Source organism: Oceanobacter sp. ABM4_470 (assembly GCF_056158645.1).
The window spans coordinates 2272130-2287302 of sequence record NZ_JBSWTR010000001.1 but is presented as its reverse complement, the minus strand read 5'-3'; the positions used below and the strand labels follow the sequence as shown (position 1 = coordinate 2287302).

Here is a 15173-nt window from a genome sequence, read left to right as displayed (position 1 = left end):
GCAAATTGGAGTCTAACGGGTAATACATATGCTACTGCGAACTCGAAACCTGCTGGCTGCCGCCATCCTTGGCGCATGCGCTATCTCTGGCGCCAATGCAGCTGACGTAAATACGGCAATTGACAAAGGTGTCAGCCGCGTAAACAACGCGCAGGCGTCTCAGCAGAAGATTGATTCTATCGACAACAGCATCCGTGCCACCGAGCGTGAATACCGTGGCGTTGTGAAAGAAGTAGACGGTCTGAATGTGTACATCGAGCAGCTGGACAAGCAGTTGGCGGCTCAGGATGAAGAGCTGTCTTCCATTGCTGACAGTATTGAAAAAGTAACGCTGGTAGAGCGTCAGATCACCCCGTTGATGCTGAAGATGATCGACTCCATTGACCAGTTCGTTAAAGCCGACGTGCCGTTCCTGAAAGACGAGCGTAGCGAGCGTGTCGATGCTCTGAAAGACCTGATGGGTCGTTCTGATGTCACGGTTGCCGAGAAGTACCGCAAGGTGATGGAAGCCTACCAGGCCGAGATTGATTACGGTCGTACCATTGAATCCTACCGTGGCAATCTAGACGGTCGTGAAGTCGACTTCCTGCGCGTCGGTCGCATCTCCCTGATGTACCAGACACTGGACGGCAACGAGCTGGGTGTATGGAACCAGGCTAGCGGCCAATTTGAGGCAATGGACCCAACCATGAAGAGCAAGCTGAACGCCGGCTTGCGTATTGCCCGTGAGCAGGCAGCTCCGGATCTGATCAAAGCGCCCGTTGCAGCACCACAGGAGGCCAAGTAATGAAATTGAAGGCTATTGTATTGTCGGCCGCCCTGGCGTTTGGTTTTAACACGGCAAACGCTGCTGACACGGTTTCTGTTGATGATCTGCTGGGTCTGGTAAAGCAGGGTCAGGCACGTGATAACAAGGAATTCCAACAGCGTCTGAAGCGTTTTAACTCTGATAAGGCGCAACAGGAAAAAATGCTGGCTGACACCCGTCAGGAGCGTGACAACCTGGTTGCCGAAAGTGAGCGTAAGGAAGCCCTGTTCGCTGAGAACGAAACCAAAATTGCTGAAGAACAACAGCGCCTGACCGAGCGCATGGGTTCTTTGAAAGAGCTGTTCGGTGTGCTGCAGCAAGTGGCGGGCGACACCAAGTCCGTATTTGAAGGCTCCGTGGTCAGCTCTGAGCTGCCAGGCCGTGAGCAGTTCCTGAACGACCTGATCATCACCGCCGGTTCTTCTTCCAAGCTGCCATCCATCGACCAGCTGGAACAGCTGTGGTTTGAAATGCAGCGTGAAGCAACCTACACCGGTCGAGTATCCAGCTACCAGACTGACGTAGTTGTACCATCCGGTGAAACCGTTCAGAAAGACGTTGTGCGTGTGGGTGGTTTCAACGCCATTTCCGACGGCAAATACCTGAACTGGGATCTGGAATCCGGTCGTCTGGTTGAACTGGATAAACAGCCAGGCAGTCGTTACACCGATCCGGCCAAAGCTCTGGAAGTGGCGTCTGGCGACCAGCTGACTGAGTTCTGGATTGACCCTTCCCGTGGCCAGCTGCTGAAGATCATGGGTCAGTCCCCTGAACTGCAAGAGCGTGTTGATCAGGGCGGTATCGTTGGTTACATCATCATGGCGTTGGGGCTGGTGGGTATCCTGACTGCACTGTGGCGCATGCTGGTGCTGTGGCTGGAAGGTATGAAGATCCGCAAGCAAATGAAGTCTGACACGCCAAACGAAAACAACGCATTGGGTCGTGTGATGGCGGTCTTCCAGGCCAACAAGGATGCCGACATTGAGACTCTGGAACTGCATTTGGGTGAAGCGATTTCTGCTGAAATCCCACGTCTGACCCGCGCCATTGGCTGGATCAAGATCATCTCTGTTGTGGCTCCGCTGCTGGGTCTGCTGGGTACCGTAACCGGTATGATCGACGTGTTCGAAACCATGTCGCTGTTTGGTACCGGCGATCCGAAACTGATGGCAGGTGGTATTTCCCAGGCTCTGATGACGACCGTTCAAGGTCTGGTGGCAGCAATTCCTTGTGTGTTCCTGCATACCCTGACCAACAACCGCAGCCGCGAGCTGATGATGATTCTGGAAGAACGCGCTACCGGTATTCTGGCTCGCCAGAGTGAACAGTCCCACGGTAAAGCGGCGTAATCGTCATGTTGTTTACTGAACTCTACGAACCTGTCTACCTGTTCATGGAGCGAGGAGGCATGGTCCTCTTCAGTATCCTGTTCCTGGTACTGTTTCTGTGGGGGTTCGTTCTGGAACGTGTTTTCTACTTTATGTTTGTACACCGCGCGTCTGTAAAGGCCGCGGTGGCTGAGTGGGAAGCACGCAGTGAGCGTCGCTCCTGGGCCGCTCATCAGATCCGTCAGGATCTGTTGAGCCGACTGTCCTTTGAACTGACTTCCAATATGAGCACCATCAAAATGCTGATCGGTCTGGCGCCTCTGTTTGGCTTGCTGGGCACGGTTACCGGCATGATCGAAGTGTTTGATGTGATGGCGTTTCTGGGCAGTGGTAGCCCAAAAGCGATGGCATCCGGTATTTCCAAGGCAACCATTCCGACCATGGCCGGTATGGTGGCTGCGATCACCGGTGTGTTTGCTCAGTCGCTGCTTGATCGTTACATCAAGCGGGAAAAAATTCGAATCGAAGACCAGCTGACCTTCGATCACTGATAAAGAGAAGATTGCTATGAGACGCGGTTTTTCAAATTTGACCCCACAAGCCGAGGAAGGCGAAATCGACATCACTCCGATGCTGGACGTGGTGTTCATCATGCTGATCTTCTTCATTGTGACCGCCTCTTTTGTGAAAGAGACCGGTATTGAAGTAAATCGTCCAGACGCCAGCACGGCCAGTGCCAAGCCGCGCGCCAACATCCTGATCGCCATTAACGACATGGGCGAAATCTGGATCGACAAGCGTAAGGTGGATGAAAGTCAGGTACGTGCCAACATCGAACGGATGCACGCCGAAAACCCTCAGGGTACGGTGGTGATTCAGGCCGATCAGGAAGCCAAGACCCGTACTCTGGTGGCGGTGATGGACGCAGCACGTGCGGCAGGTGTGTACGACGTATCCCTGTCAACACAGGAGCAATAATATGATCGCAGCCTTGCTACGCTACTGTGCAGCACTGGTTGTCGGCTCGGGCGTGACCTTTGGGGTGTTCTGGGTCATGCAGGGCCTGATCAGTAGTGGCGGCTCTGTTATGAACGAACAGAGCACCGAACGACTCGAAAGCTTTGTGATGCAAAAGCCAGACGATGAAGTTCAGACCAAGGAACGCAAGCCGCAAAAACCACCGGTTGCTCCAAAAGAGCCACCCAAGCCTGAAATGCCGAAGCCACAAGTGGCCAAGGCGTCTACTGATGGCTTTGACGTTGGCGGCTTCGACATCAGTGCCGACCTCAATGTTGACGCTGGCCTGTCTGGCGGTGGTGGTGACGGCGAATACCTGCCAATTGTGAAGGTAGCGCCAAACTATCCTCGTCGTGCCGCCCAGCGCGGAATTGAAGGCTACGTGGTGGTGGAATTCACTGTGAATGCACTGGGTGCGGTGGTGAATCCGGTGGTGATTGAAGCGGCTCCGCCGAATATCTTCGATCGCGAAGCACTGGCCGCCGTGAAGAAGTTCAAGTACAAGCCAAAAACCGTTAACGGCAAAGGCGTCGAAGTACCGGGTGTGCGCAACATCATCCGTTTCGAGCTTGAGAAATAACACCAGGAGTTAACATGAAAAAACCATTGGCCCTGTTGGGTGCCGGATTGGTGGCGCTTTCGTTGTCCTATGTGGGACCTGGTGTGATGTCGGTACAGGCCGCTGAGCAGTCCGGTTCGTCCGCTGCCAGCAACAAGCGTGTTCGTCGTTCTGCCACCATGCGCCCGCAAATCTTCAAGAAGCTGGACGGCGCTCGTGAGCTGGCCGACCAGAAACAATACGCGGAAGCACTGGAAGAATTGCAGGATCTTGAGAAGCGTCGCCGCAACTCCTACGAAACGGCAATGACCCACAACATGTACGCCTATGTGTACTTCAATCAGGAAAAGTACAAGGAAGCAGCTGCAGCCTACGAGAATGTGATCGCGGTAGAGAACATTCCTGAAAGCCTTGAGCAAACCACCTTGTACAGCCTGGCCAAGCTGTATCTGATTCAGGAACAGTACAAGCAGGCGCTGGTGCCATTGAACAAGTGGTTTGGCATTGTTGCCGAGCCGGGCGCTGAGGCCTATGTGCTGCGCGCGCAGGTGTATTTCCAGGTTGAGCAGTACAATAAGGCACTGCCAGACATCAAGCAGGCCATTGCCATGGTCAAGAAGCAGGGCAACCTGCCACGTGAAAACTGGTTGATGCTGGAACGTGCGGTGTACTACCAGAACAAGGACTTCGACAATCTGGCCCGTTGCCTGCAAGACCTCGCAACTCTGTATCCGAAGTCCCAGTACTGGGTGCAGCTGGCGGCGGTGTATGCCGAATTGGGTCAGCCAAAGCGTGAGCTTTCAACACTGGAAACAGCGTTTGAACAGAACATGCTGACCAAGGAAAGTGAACTGATCAACTACGCTCAGGCGTTGTTGGGGCAGGACATCCCTTACAAGGCGGCAGCCATCATCGAAGACGGTGTCAAAGCCGGCATCATCAAGGAAGATGCCCGCACCATGTCGCTGCTGGGTGATTCCTGGATGCTGGCGAAGGAATACGACAAGGCCATTGTCGCGATGACAGAGGCTGCCAAGCTGTCTGGTAAAGGCAGTGATTTCTTCAAGCTGGCGCAGATTCACACTGAACGTCAGGAGTGGAAACTGGCACTGCAAAACGTCAAACAGGCGATTGCCAAGGGCGGTTTGCAGCAAGAGTCATCCGCGCTGATTCTGCAAGGTTTGATCGAGTTCAATCTGGACGAGCTGAAGGATGCCAAAGCGTCTTTCGCCAAAGCGGCGAAGTTCGACGAAGCAACCAAAACAGCGGGCCAGTGGCTCGAATACATCAAGAGTGAAGAAAAGCGTCGCGAGTACATGGCGGCGTCTTCCTGATCGGCCTTGGCCGTCAATCCTGATGTCATTATTCTTAAGGAATAATGAGCATAAATGGCCGCTTTTGCGGCCATTTTGCGTTCCGGGTTTTGCTTTTTGGGGTTTTCGCTCACTGCTCTCGATCAGGCTTCCTGCTCTGATCAAATTTACTGGCCTTGATCAAACAGACCGAGCGCCTCGTCAATGGCCGTCATAATGGCATCGGCATCTACCAATACCCGTCCGGGTTTGAAAATCATCAGCAGATGCTGGCTTTGTTCAATCACCATGTCCGGGTGGCGTTGTAGCCACTCACAAACAGCTTGTTGTGCGCGCAGTTCAAAAGCGTGGGGCTTTTGCGCCATCACCAGGGTGTTGGGTAACTCGGATATGGCGACGGTTTGCAGGTTATTTTGATCCGGGTCGGTAAAGCTGTCGCTTTGCAAATTGCGGTGGTAACGCTGGGGCTGGACCCGGAAATCGCCGGATTCCTGATTCACCTTGTCCATCACAATGACGGTTTGCTCCGCCAGTCCGGACACGCCAACGTAGGCATAATCCATCACCTTGAAGTGAACGCCATTGCGTTGTCCCAGCAGTTGATGGCGGGTATGGCGAAATTGGGAGTGGTGGGTGATGGAAAAGCCGGCTTCCAGTACGTCCTTGTCGAGGGCGCCAAACTGCCGGTATTCAGCATCGAGTTGCTGTGCCAGCGCCCGGCGGACACGGCCGGTATGGCTGCCAGTGTGTTTGAAAACCAGAAACAGACAGCCGCCTAACGCGGCGACAATTAACAGGGCGATCAGGTAAATCATAGGTCGAGTTTCACGGAGTGGGGCGAAAAGTGTACCATCCCGAGTCCCTTAACACCGCCATGCGAGGTGCGCTTGAGTACGTTTTCTTCTGTGCTGTTTCAGACCGTGTCGGCCACAAAAGGCTACAAGATTGGCGTGGTGACATTGAATCGTCCGGAGGCCATGAATGCGCTTGATTTTGATTCCATCAAAGCCATTCGCCAGCGTTTGAAACGATGGAAGCACAGTCCCAAAATCGCTGCGGTGGTGATTCACTCTTCCAGTAAGCACTTCAGCTGCGGCGGCGATATCCGCGACCTGTACAACAGCATTACCGACGAGCAACACCCCGCAGCCGGTGCGGACCGCTACTTCGAGCTGGAATACCAAACCAATGTGGAACTGCAGCGTTACGGCAAGCCGCTGATTACGGTGGGCAATGGCTACACCATGGGCGGCGGTCTGGGGCTGTTTCTGACCGCTAGCCATCGCATTGCGTTACCGGACATGAAACTGGCGTGGCCGGAAATCAAAATTGGCTTGTTCCCGGACGTACTGGCTGCCTGGTACTTACCCCGCATCGATCCATCCCTGGGCTTGTGGATGGGCGTAACGGCCACACCATTGGCGCAGGCGGATATCGTTCAACAGGCTCTGGCTACCCATGCGTTGGCAGCGGATGGTTTTGATCACTTGCTGGCAGCCCTCCGTGGTGCCAGCTGGGCAGAACATTGGGCCGATAACCACTTTGCGGTGCGGCGTATTCTGAGGTCGCTGTCGGTCGAACCGACCACCGGCAGCGACTGGCAGCAACACTGTGGTGAAATTGAACCCCTGTGTCAGCGTTTGCTGAATGGCGACTATGCACTGCCGAGCGGGTCGGAGTCTGAGTGGGTTAACCAGGGGCTGGCGGCGTATCACGCCGGTTGTCCGGCGTCTGCGCGGGTGTTTATTGAGCAGTTTCGGGAAGGCTGGCGCATGAGTCAGGCGGAAGTGGCCCAAAGAGATTTGGAGTTGGCGTGGCAGGCCTGTCGCCATCCGGATTTGAAAGAAGGCATACGTGCCATGATCATCGACAAGGACAAGCAGCCGGTGTGGCATCATGCGTCATTGGCGGCGGTGCCTGACAGTTGGGTCAAGGAGCTAATGACAGCCCCTTGGCCACGCGGCAAACACCCGCTGAAGGGTTTGTAGTCAGGGAAGCGAAAGACCCGTATCTACGACTGGGTCGCGGGCGTCAGTATCACGGCCTCGCCGGTTTGCAGGTGGCCGTCCTGCTTTTCAGACACGCTGGAAATGGCCAGTCCGGCGTTGTCGTACCAGGCAATCAGCTCGGCGACATTACGGCCGTCCGCATTGCTGACGTTCATGGGCAGGGCGACTTCAACCGTCATGGATTCGTTGCTGAGCTGCACCGCGGTCAGCTGTTTTTTGGTTTTGCCCAGATACTCCAGTCGGGCAACCACTTCCTGTCCGGTGTAGCAGCCTTTCTTGAAGTTAATGCCACCGGCCAGTCCCCAACCGGCGTGCTGAGGCACCCATTTTTCCGATGATTCGGCAGTTACCCACACCAGACCCAGTGCCATATCGGCTTGCAACCAGCGGCTGTGGATGTCGCTGTTATCGTCTCCCGGTTGCTGTTCAGCGTCTGCTTCTGACCACAACTCGCTACGGCCATCCGGCCACTCAACACGAACGGCGTCGTCATCCCAGTGGATGTCGGCAGCGGCTGTCTCCAGATCTCCTCTGGCATCAACCAGAGTGGTGCTCAGTGGCTCGGCGGCTTCCTGGTCGTTGGCCAGCGTGCCAACAACCGCGAGGTTGGATACTGCCAGAGTGGTTTTGTAGAACACCGCGTACTTGCTCAGGTGTTGCTTCAGTACCTCAGCGACATCGCGGCTCAGGCGCAAGTAGAAGTTGTCGTCCTGACGGGCAATCAGGAAGTTCGCCACCATGCGCCCTTTGGCGGTACAACAGGCGCCCAGTTGCCAATGCTGCTCGTCCATTTTCATGACGTCACAGGTCAACTGCCCTTGCAGTAGTTTGGCTGAATCCTTGCCGCGAACGGTGAGGATGGCAAATTCTGGCAGCGAGGCGGTGAGTACCGTCATAACAACTCCGGGTGGCTAAGAACAATCTGTCAGTCGACGCAAGGCTCCGCTGCGTCAGTGCACCGGATTGTTGCATGTCCTGATGTGGGGGCAAGTGATGATTTTTCAACACAGCATGCAATCCCTGACGTTATAATGACGCTCAAACAGGAGGCCAATGTGACTGACAATATTGAACAAAAACGCCTGCGCTGGCACAGCCGTCGCGGCATGCTGGAACTGGATGTGCTGTTGATTCCCTTTATCGACGAAGCCTACGAGCAACTGGCAGACGACGATAAGAAGCTCTATAAAGTGTTGCTGGATCAGGAAGACACCGATTTGTTTGCCTGGTTTCTGGAGCGTGTTGAGCCAGAAGACAGCGGTTTGCAACGCATTGCGACCCTGGTTCTGGAGCATGCCCGCAGCCGCGGCGCTTGATTGGCAACTGCGCCGCTCCAGACTTCAGAATCGTCTGGATGCGCTGGCGCTGTTGATTCTTCTGATCACCTGTGGGGCGGTGTTTGGCAGCTGGGCCACGATGGCTTTGGCAGTCGTTATTCTGCTCACAGGTGGTTGTCTGAGGCGATTTGTTCGCCCTGTGGTTCGGCTGCGCCTGAACACGTCCTCTGGCACGGCCGTGCCGCTATTACGATTGCACACTCAGGAATTGGCTGACTGGCAGTTGATTCGGGACGATGGTTCCTGCACATCCGTGCGTTGGCGTGTCGGTTCTGTTCGACGGTCGCGCGTATTGCTGCTGCGCTATGGAATCTGGCCGTGGCAGGGGCTGATTATTCGGCCGGACTGCTTTGCCAACCCGCAGGATTACCGCACGTTAATGCGTGCGTTGTACGGTAATCCCGCTCTGGGCTGAAGCAGGTGCAGGGCTGTAGGCCGCGCCCTGCGGGGATGGCAGGGCATTGCTGACTCTGTGTCGCTGATTTTTGACTTGACCCGTCAGGCCTGCAAATCAGCTTCGTGATTCAGCGTCGCCCTGTCATCCAGAGCGGGCACCGAGTTATTCAGAGGGTCCCTAGATTTCGCCAAGCTCGGTCGGGTGTTTGGAGCTGAGGACGGTATCGAAGGCTTTTGGCAAGGCTTTCGGGTAGTCGCGGCTGTAGTGCAGGCCACGGCTTTCCTTACGATGCATCGCTGAGCGAATAATGATCTCCGCCACATCGACCAGATTCCGCAACTCCAGCAAATCTGCAGTCACGCGGTAGTTGCTGTAGAACTCCTGAATTTCCTGACGCAGCAGGTTGACCCGGTGCTTGGCACGAACCAGTCGTTTGGTGGTGCGCACAATGCCCACGTAGTCCCACATGAACGCTCGCAGCTCTTCCCAGTTGTGGGAAATCACCACGTCTTCATCGGAGTCGGTCACCAGACTGGCGTCCCAGGCTGGAACGGCCGGGGTTTCTTCCTGCTGATCCAACATTTCCTGAATGTGTGACGCCGCCGAGCGCGCGTACACCAGACATTCCAGCAGCGAATTGGAGGCCAGTCGATTGGCACCGTGCAAGCCGGTGCAAGCGGTTTCGCCGATGGCGTAAAGGCCATCGATGTCGGTGCGGCCAAAGTGATCCGTTACCACGCCGCCACAGGTGTAGTGGGAGGCTGGCACAATCGGGATTGGCTCTTTGGTGATGTCGATGCCGAGTTCCAGGCAGTGGTCATGGATGGTCGGAAAGTGCTGACGAATGAAGTCCGCCGGTTTATGGCTGATGTCCAGATACAGGCACTCAGCCCCCAGGCGTTTCATTTCATGGTCGATGGCGCGGGCCACAATGTCGCGCGGGGCCAGCTCGCCACGGGGGTCAAACTGATCCATAAAGCGTTCGCCATTTGGCAGCTTGAGCTGACCACCTTCACCACGTACCGCCTCGCTGATCAGGAAGGATGTGGACTCCGGGTGGTACAGGCAGGTTGGATGGAACTGGTTGAATTCCATATTGGCAACCCGACAGCCGGCGCGCCACGCCATGGCAATGCCGTCGCCGGAAGCGGTATCCGGATTGGTGGTGTAAACGTATACCTTGCTGGCGCCGCCGGTAGCCAAAATAGTTGCGCGAGCAGTGATCGACACCACCTGATTGCTGCTTTTATCGAGGAAGTAGGCGCCAATGCAGCCCTGACCGTCGAGGCCGAGTTTTTCCCGGGTAATCAGGTCCACGGCAATGTATTGATGCAGCAGGTGCAGGTTCGGACGTTCCTGGGCGCGTTTGATCAGGGTTTCGGAAATGGCCAGCCCGGTGGCATCGGCGGCGTGAATGATCCGGCGGGCGCTGTGGCCGCCTTCGCGGGTCAGGTGAAAACGCTGGTCACCGCCTTGTTCGGCGAGGCCGTCGAGGGTGAAGGGAACGCCCATGTCGATCAGCCATTGAATGGCTGATGCCGAGTTTTCTACGGTAAAGCGTACCGCGCTTTCGTCGCACAGTCCGGCACCGGCAATCAGGGTGTCGTTGACGTGGGCGTCGACGCTGTCGGTTTCATCCAGAACCCCTGCAACGCCCCCTTGTGCCCAGCGGGTGGAACCGCTGTCGAGCCGCTCTTTGCTGATCACGGCAACTTGCAGGTCTTCCGGCAGGGAAAGGGCGAGAGTCAGACCAGCGGCACCACTGCCAATGATCAGTACGTCATAGGTTAACAATTCGCTCATCTTATAGGGATGCTATCTGTCGATTTGCCTCTATAATGCCAGCCCTTGATGAGCCAGAACAACGATTGTGAATTTTTATGTGAACTTTCGTGAAATGGCCGGGTCACTAATATTGAGCCAACACATGGAGGCCTTAAAAGTGACCAGCGCAGCGATAATGAAGAAAGAGCCTATGAGGGCATCGGAATCCGGCATGACAGATAACAAAACAACAGATCGACAGTTGGTCGCACGAGTCCAGAAAGGGGACCGTCGCGCATTCGATTTGTTGGTGCTGAAATACCAGCATCGCATTTTGTCTTTGGTTGGACGTTTCATTTCAGATTTTGCTGAGGCGCAGGATGTCACTCAGGAAGCCTTCGTGAAAGCCTATAAGGCGCTTCCGAACTTTCGTGGCGAAAGCGCTTTCTATACCTGGATGTACCGCATTGCGGTAAACACAGCCAAGAATCATCTGGTCAGTCGTGGCCGTAAAACCCCAACCCAGGACATCGATCCTGATGACGCGGAGTTTTTCGGCGACTACAGTCCAATGAAGGACATCGACACACCTGACGGTCTGCTACAACGCGACCAGTTGCGTGATGTGGTGTTCAAGGCCATCGACGATCTCCCGGACGATCTGCGTATGGCAATCACTCTGCGTGAAATGGACGGCTTGAGTTACGAGGAAATTGCAGAGGCAATGGAATGTCCTATTGGTACCGTACGTTCCCGAATTTTCCGGGCGCGTGAGGCGATAGATAAGAAAATGCAGCCACTTGTAATGGCGACTGCTTGACGTTCTGGAAGGTATTGGTAATGAACGATCGCATGAATGAATCCCTGTCTGCATTGATTGACGGGGAAGCTGATGAGCTTGAAGTACGGCGTCTCCTGAATGAAGTTGAACAGGATGACGAGTTGCGTGAGCGTTGGTCCCGCTATCAGATGATGGGTTCCTTGCTGCGTGAAGAGCCAACCATGATGGTTGACCTCTCCAAAGGCATTATGCAGGCCATTGATGGCGAACCAATGGATGAAGTACCGGCTCGTGAACGCGCCGCTACCGCAGGGTCTGATGTGGTCGCTACTACTGAAACCCGTTCAGGCACCTGGAAGCAGGGCTGGATTGCATCCGGTGCTGTGGCCGCGTCTGTGACACTGGCTGTTCTGCTGGGTGTGCGGGTTGTAGATGACAACATGCTGGGTAATGGCGGTGCTGCCATGGTTGCCCAGTCTGCTCCACAGGCGGTGATGCCGCTTGAGTCTGCAGCGGTTGCTGGTTCTGACATCGTTCCGGTCAGTCAGCAAACCATTGCACCGGCTCAGCTGTCTGTCGCCTCTGCCGATGGCAGCCTGATGGCCAGTGATTCTGACCTGACCGAAGACCAGCTGCGTGATGCGCAAAACCGTTTGCAGGAATACGTTCTGCAGCACAGCGAACATGCGGTGATGAACTCAGGTCGTGGGTTGATGCCTTTCGCCCGGGTTACCAACTTTGAGCAGGGCGGAGAAGAGTAGTAGTGAAGTTCGCCTGGATCGGCATATGTGCTGCAGTGATGTTTTCTGCTGCGGCTCATGCCTCTGAAGCAGTCGATGTGTCGGCCTCGCCGGTTTCAGACTCTGAGCAGAAACCCAGGCAATGGCTACAGCGTATGGCGGACGCCATCAAGCACGAGAATTATCAGGGCGTGTTGGTGTTCGGCAATAACAAGGCCTGGCACACGTTATCGGTAAATCATGCGATTATTGATGGCGTGGAGTACGAAAAAATCAGTCACCTGACCGGTATGCCTCGCGAGATCGTTCGCAATGGCTCGACGGTGACTTATGATCAGGCGGGTATCTCCTCGGTATTCCGTGATCAGGGCTCGCAGCTCTTGTCGGGCGTTGATCCTGATACTCCTACTCTGGATGAGTTCTATCGTCTGGATGTTTCTTCCAAAGCTGGCCGGGTGGCCGGACACACCGCTATCAAACTGAAAATTCGCCCTGTCGATGAATATCGCTTTGGCCAGAATCTGTGGCTCGATGCAGACACCGGTTTGTTGCTGCGTTCGGACCTGTTGGATAAAAACAACAAGTTACTGGAACGCTATCAGTTTGCTCAGGTAGACATCGGCAAGCCACAAACCATCGCTGATTTTGAATCGGCTAACGTGGTGCCTTTGACGACGTCTCTTACAGACACTCAGCCCCATAACATGGCGGGCAATGTCGCTGGTGGCGTACAGGAATTGGCGATTACCAAACCGTCCAACTGGTATCCGGAATGGGTGCCGCCGGGCTTTTCCCTGACAGGCAGCCGGGTTGGGCAACAGAGCGGTGAAACTGCCATGTACTCCGATGGCCTGACGGCGTTTACCCTGTTTGTTGATCCGATCGAGCACGAAGCCATTCCGAATTTCAGCAAGCGCTGGGGGGCAACCTGTGCGGTTGTCAGGCACCAGCAGCTTGGTGATGCCAACATGCGCATCACTGTCGTAGGCGAGCTGCCGGTTCAGGCGGCGCAAAAAATTGCATCTTCTGTCCGGTTTCGTGACAAAAACTGACCATTGGTTCTGAATACATGGCGCAAGAAAGTGTCTTAGTGGCTGACGTAGGCGATGGCGGCGTTTGGGTTGAGTCGGTGCAGCGTTCCTCGTGTGGAAGCTGCCAGGCAAAATCCGGCTGCGGCCAGTCTGCGCTGGAAAGTATCGGACGCCCTGTTCGATTGTGGGTTGCCACCGACCTCAAACTGGAGGCCGGCCAACAGGTAACTCTGGACCTTCCCGATGGAAGCCTGATGAGCAGTGCACTGGCACTTTACGGAATCCCCATGGTGGGGCTGATTCTGGGTGCTGTTGCCGGCCAGACGGCAGGGGGCGAATCGGCCTCCATGCTGGTGGGCTTATTAGGGCTATTATTTGGTTTTGGCGCTGCCCGTTGGTTGTCTAACCAGCGTAAAGGGCAATGGCTACCCCGAATAGTCGCGGTCGCTGAACCGGGCACTACAATGACAATAACAGCTTCGGAGCATCTAAAGGGTTGAATATGAGCAAGTTCTTCCGTTTGTTTGTACCTGTTTTTCTGGTGGTTATGACGGCCACTGCCAACGCCAGCCTGCCGGACTTTCGGGATCTGGTGAAAGAAACCTCTCCCGCCGTCGTCAATATCAGTACCATCCAGCACGTCCAGTCGACGGCCTACAGCGACCGTTACGGGGTGCCGGAAGACATGCCGGAAATTTTCCGACACTTTTTTGGTGCGCCTGGCCAAAGCCCACGGGGTGAGCAGGAAAAAACCTCATTGGGCTCCGGCTTTATCGTTTCCAAAGATGGCTACATCCTGACCAATAACCACGTGATCGACGGTGCTGATGAAATCATCGTGCGCCTTAACGACCGTCGTGAGCTGGATGCCAAACTGATTGGCGCTGACCCAAGTACCGATTTGGCGGTTCTGAAAGTAGAAGCAGATGATCTGCCAATTGTTGAGCTGGGTAACTCCGATGCGCTGGAAGTCGGTGAGTGGGTGGTTGCCATTGGTTCGCCATTCGGCTTCGACTATTCAGTAACCGCAGGCATTGTCAGCGCCAAGGGCCGCAGCCTGCCGAACGAGAACTACGTGCCGTTTATTCAGACCGATGTTGCTATCAATCCGGGTAACTCCGGTGGCCCGTTGTTTAACCTGGACGGCGAAGTGGTCGGTATCAACTCACAGATTTACACCCGCTCGGGTGGCTTTATGGGCGTCTCTTTTGCCATCCCGATCAATGTGGCGATGGACGTTGCCGATCAGTTGAAATCTACCGGTAAGGTCAGCCGCGGCTGGCTCGGTGTGGTGATTCAGGAAGTCAGCAAGGATCTGGCGGAATCCTTTGGTCTGGACAAGGCCGCTGGCGCATTGGTTGCCCAGGTTGTGCCGGGCAGCCCTGCTGACAAGGCCGGGTTGAAAAGTGGCGATATCATCACTGCCTTCAACGGTGAGCCCATTTATCTGTCTTCTGATTTGCCGCACCAGGTCGGCCGAGTGAAGCCGGGCAAGGTAGCCAAGGTCGATCTGGTTCGTAACGGCAAGCGCAAGCGTCTGAACGTTGAAATTGGTGTGCTGGCCGATGCTGACGGCCAAGGCTCTGGTAGCCCGTTGCCACCAAATGAATACGAGAGCGAGCGCATGGGCGTGGTAGTGGCCAACCTGGAGGACGAACAGCGTCGTAAGCTGGGCTTCGACGGCGTGGCCGTGCAGTCTGTCACTGATGGCCCAGCGGCGGTATCCGGTCTCGTGAAGGGCGACATCATCACCATGATTCATGGTGAAACCATCAACGATATCGACGACTTCAAACAGGCCGTGGGGAATCTGCCGGGTGATCGCAGTGTGCCGATGCGCATTGTGCGTCGCGGCTCGGCGCTGTTTATTCCATTGCGTGTGCCGGAATAACCGCCACTGGCGTTGCATCAGTCCCCGTGTTCCAGGGGAAACACCACAGGCAGCTTCGGCTGCCTTTGTTGTTGATGGGGTTTTGTCTGGCGTTGTATTTGAAGCGGTCGGACAGCCGGATTCCGAATCGGTTGGTCATGGATTAGCCTTGAGGCCCGCTTTCAAGTAGAATTCTCGCCCATTTTGTTTGTTCTTCTG

The 15173-nt window shown here is 55.3% G+C and carries 17 protein-coding genes; 14 read left to right on the top strand and 3 right to left on the bottom strand.

What is annotated here, in order from left to right; translation table 11 throughout:
• The first annotated feature begins 28 nt into the window (after positions 1 to 28).
• The 6 genes from ACXADJ_RS10005 to ACXADJ_RS09980 are packed head-to-tail and all read left to right on the top strand — an operon-like array spanning position 29 to position 5046.
• Entirely contained in the window at positions 29 to 787 is a 759-nt protein-coding gene (locus ACXADJ_RS10005; protein ID WP_475065302.1) for a DUF3450 domain-containing protein, read from the top strand.
• Positions 787 to 2157: a MotA/TolQ/ExbB proton channel family protein gene (locus ACXADJ_RS10000; protein WP_475065298.1), complete on the top strand. Its 1371-nt coding sequence runs from the start codon at positions 787 to 789 to the stop codon at positions 2155 to 2157. The genes ACXADJ_RS10005 and ACXADJ_RS10000 overlap by 1 nt, the downstream gene beginning before the upstream one ends.
• Before the next feature lie 59 nt (positions 2158 to 2216).
• On the top strand, positions 2217 to 2687 hold the full coding sequence (locus ACXADJ_RS09995; protein ID WP_475065296.1) for a MotA/TolQ/ExbB proton channel family protein: 471 nt from the start codon (positions 2217 to 2219) through the stop codon (positions 2685 to 2687).
• A 16-nt stretch (positions 2688 to 2703) separates the two neighbouring features.
• Positions 2704 to 3114, top strand: a complete 411-nt coding sequence (locus tag ACXADJ_RS09990) for an ExbD/TolR family protein (RefSeq protein ID WP_028294750.1) — start codon at positions 2704 to 2706, stop codon at positions 3112 to 3114.
• Between the two features lies 1 nt (position 3115).
• Positions 3116 to 3733 (top strand): energy transducer TonB, encoded by a 618-nt coding sequence (locus ACXADJ_RS09985; RefSeq protein ID WP_051219566.1) that lies wholly within the window; start codon positions 3116 to 3118, stop codon positions 3731 to 3733.
• 14 nt (positions 3734 to 3747) lie between these two features.
• Positions 3748 to 5046, top strand: coding sequence for a tetratricopeptide repeat protein (locus ACXADJ_RS09980; protein ID WP_475065293.1), 1299 nt, complete (start codon positions 3748 to 3750; stop codon positions 5044 to 5046).
• 146 nt (positions 5047 to 5192) lie between these two features.
• Here ACXADJ_RS09980 and ACXADJ_RS09975 read toward each other — a convergent pair whose 3' ends face one another.
• Positions 5193 to 5840: a hypothetical protein gene (locus ACXADJ_RS09975; RefSeq protein ID WP_475065291.1), complete on the bottom strand. Its 648-nt coding sequence runs from the start codon at positions 5838 to 5840 to the stop codon at positions 5193 to 5195.
• Between the two features lie 72 nt (positions 5841 to 5912).
• On the opposite strand from ACXADJ_RS09975, the gene ACXADJ_RS09970 reads away from it, so the two are divergent.
• On the top strand, positions 5913 to 7013 hold the full coding sequence (locus ACXADJ_RS09970) for an enoyl-CoA hydratase/isomerase family protein (RefSeq protein WP_475065290.1): 1101 nt from the start codon (positions 5913 to 5915) through the stop codon (positions 7011 to 7013).
• Positions 7014 to 7036: 23 nt separating this feature from the next.
• Here the strand turns inward: ACXADJ_RS09970 and ygfZ are convergent, their stop codons facing one another.
• The gene (gene ygfZ, locus ACXADJ_RS09965) at positions 7037 to 7930 is read right to left on the bottom strand and encodes a CAF17-like 4Fe-4S cluster assembly/insertion protein YgfZ (protein ID WP_475065288.1); all 894 of its coding nucleotides are present in this window, start codon (positions 7928 to 7930) and stop codon (positions 7037 to 7039) included.
• A gap of 159 nt (positions 7931 to 8089) precedes the next feature.
• On the opposite strand from ygfZ, the gene ACXADJ_RS09960 reads away from it, so the two are divergent.
• Together ACXADJ_RS09960 and ACXADJ_RS09955 are read left to right on the top strand one after the other, a co-directional pair.
• On the top strand, positions 8090 to 8350 hold the full coding sequence (locus ACXADJ_RS09960) for an FAD assembly factor SdhE (RefSeq protein ID WP_475065285.1): 261 nt from the start codon (positions 8090 to 8092) through the stop codon (positions 8348 to 8350).
• The gene (locus ACXADJ_RS09955; RefSeq protein ID WP_475065282.1) at positions 8328 to 8786 is read left to right on the top strand and encodes a hypothetical protein; all 459 of its coding nucleotides are present in this window, start codon (positions 8328 to 8330) and stop codon (positions 8784 to 8786) included. The genes ACXADJ_RS09960 and ACXADJ_RS09955 overlap by 23 nt, the downstream gene beginning before the upstream one ends.
• A 159-nt stretch (positions 8787 to 8945) precedes the next feature.
• Here the strand turns inward: ACXADJ_RS09955 and nadB are convergent, their stop codons facing one another.
• Positions 8946 to 10571, bottom strand: coding sequence for an L-aspartate oxidase (gene nadB, locus ACXADJ_RS09950; protein WP_028294758.1), 1626 nt, complete (start codon positions 10569 to 10571; stop codon positions 8946 to 8948).
• 193 nt (positions 10572 to 10764) lie between these two features.
• Here nadB and rpoE point away from each other — a divergent pair, with 193 nt between their 5' ends.
• From rpoE to ACXADJ_RS09925, 5 genes are read left to right on the top strand one after another with little or no spacing between them, the layout of a single operon-like run.
• Positions 10765 to 11352, top strand: coding sequence for an RNA polymerase sigma factor RpoE (gene rpoE, locus ACXADJ_RS09945; protein WP_028294759.1), 588 nt, complete (start codon positions 10765 to 10767; stop codon positions 11350 to 11352).
• Positions 11353 to 11372: 20 nt separating this feature from the next.
• Entirely contained in the window at positions 11373 to 12074 is a 702-nt protein-coding gene (locus ACXADJ_RS09940) for a sigma-E factor negative regulatory protein (protein ID WP_051219567.1), read from the top strand.
• Between the two features lie 2 nt (positions 12075 to 12076).
• Complete coding sequence (locus ACXADJ_RS09935; protein WP_475065279.1) at positions 12077 to 13105, top strand: MucB/RseB C-terminal domain-containing protein; 1029 nt, start codon at positions 12077 to 12079, stop codon at positions 13103 to 13105.
• Positions 13106 to 13122: 17 nt separating this feature from the next.
• Positions 13123 to 13584, top strand: a complete 462-nt coding sequence (locus ACXADJ_RS09930; protein WP_051219568.1) for a SoxR reducing system RseC family protein — start codon at positions 13123 to 13125, stop codon at positions 13582 to 13584.
• Positions 13585 to 13586: 2 nt separating this feature from the next.
• Positions 13587 to 14975, top strand: coding sequence for a DegQ family serine endoprotease (locus tag ACXADJ_RS09925; RefSeq protein ID WP_475065276.1), 1389 nt, complete (start codon positions 13587 to 13589; stop codon positions 14973 to 14975).
• Positions 14976 to 15173 lie beyond the last annotated feature (198 nt).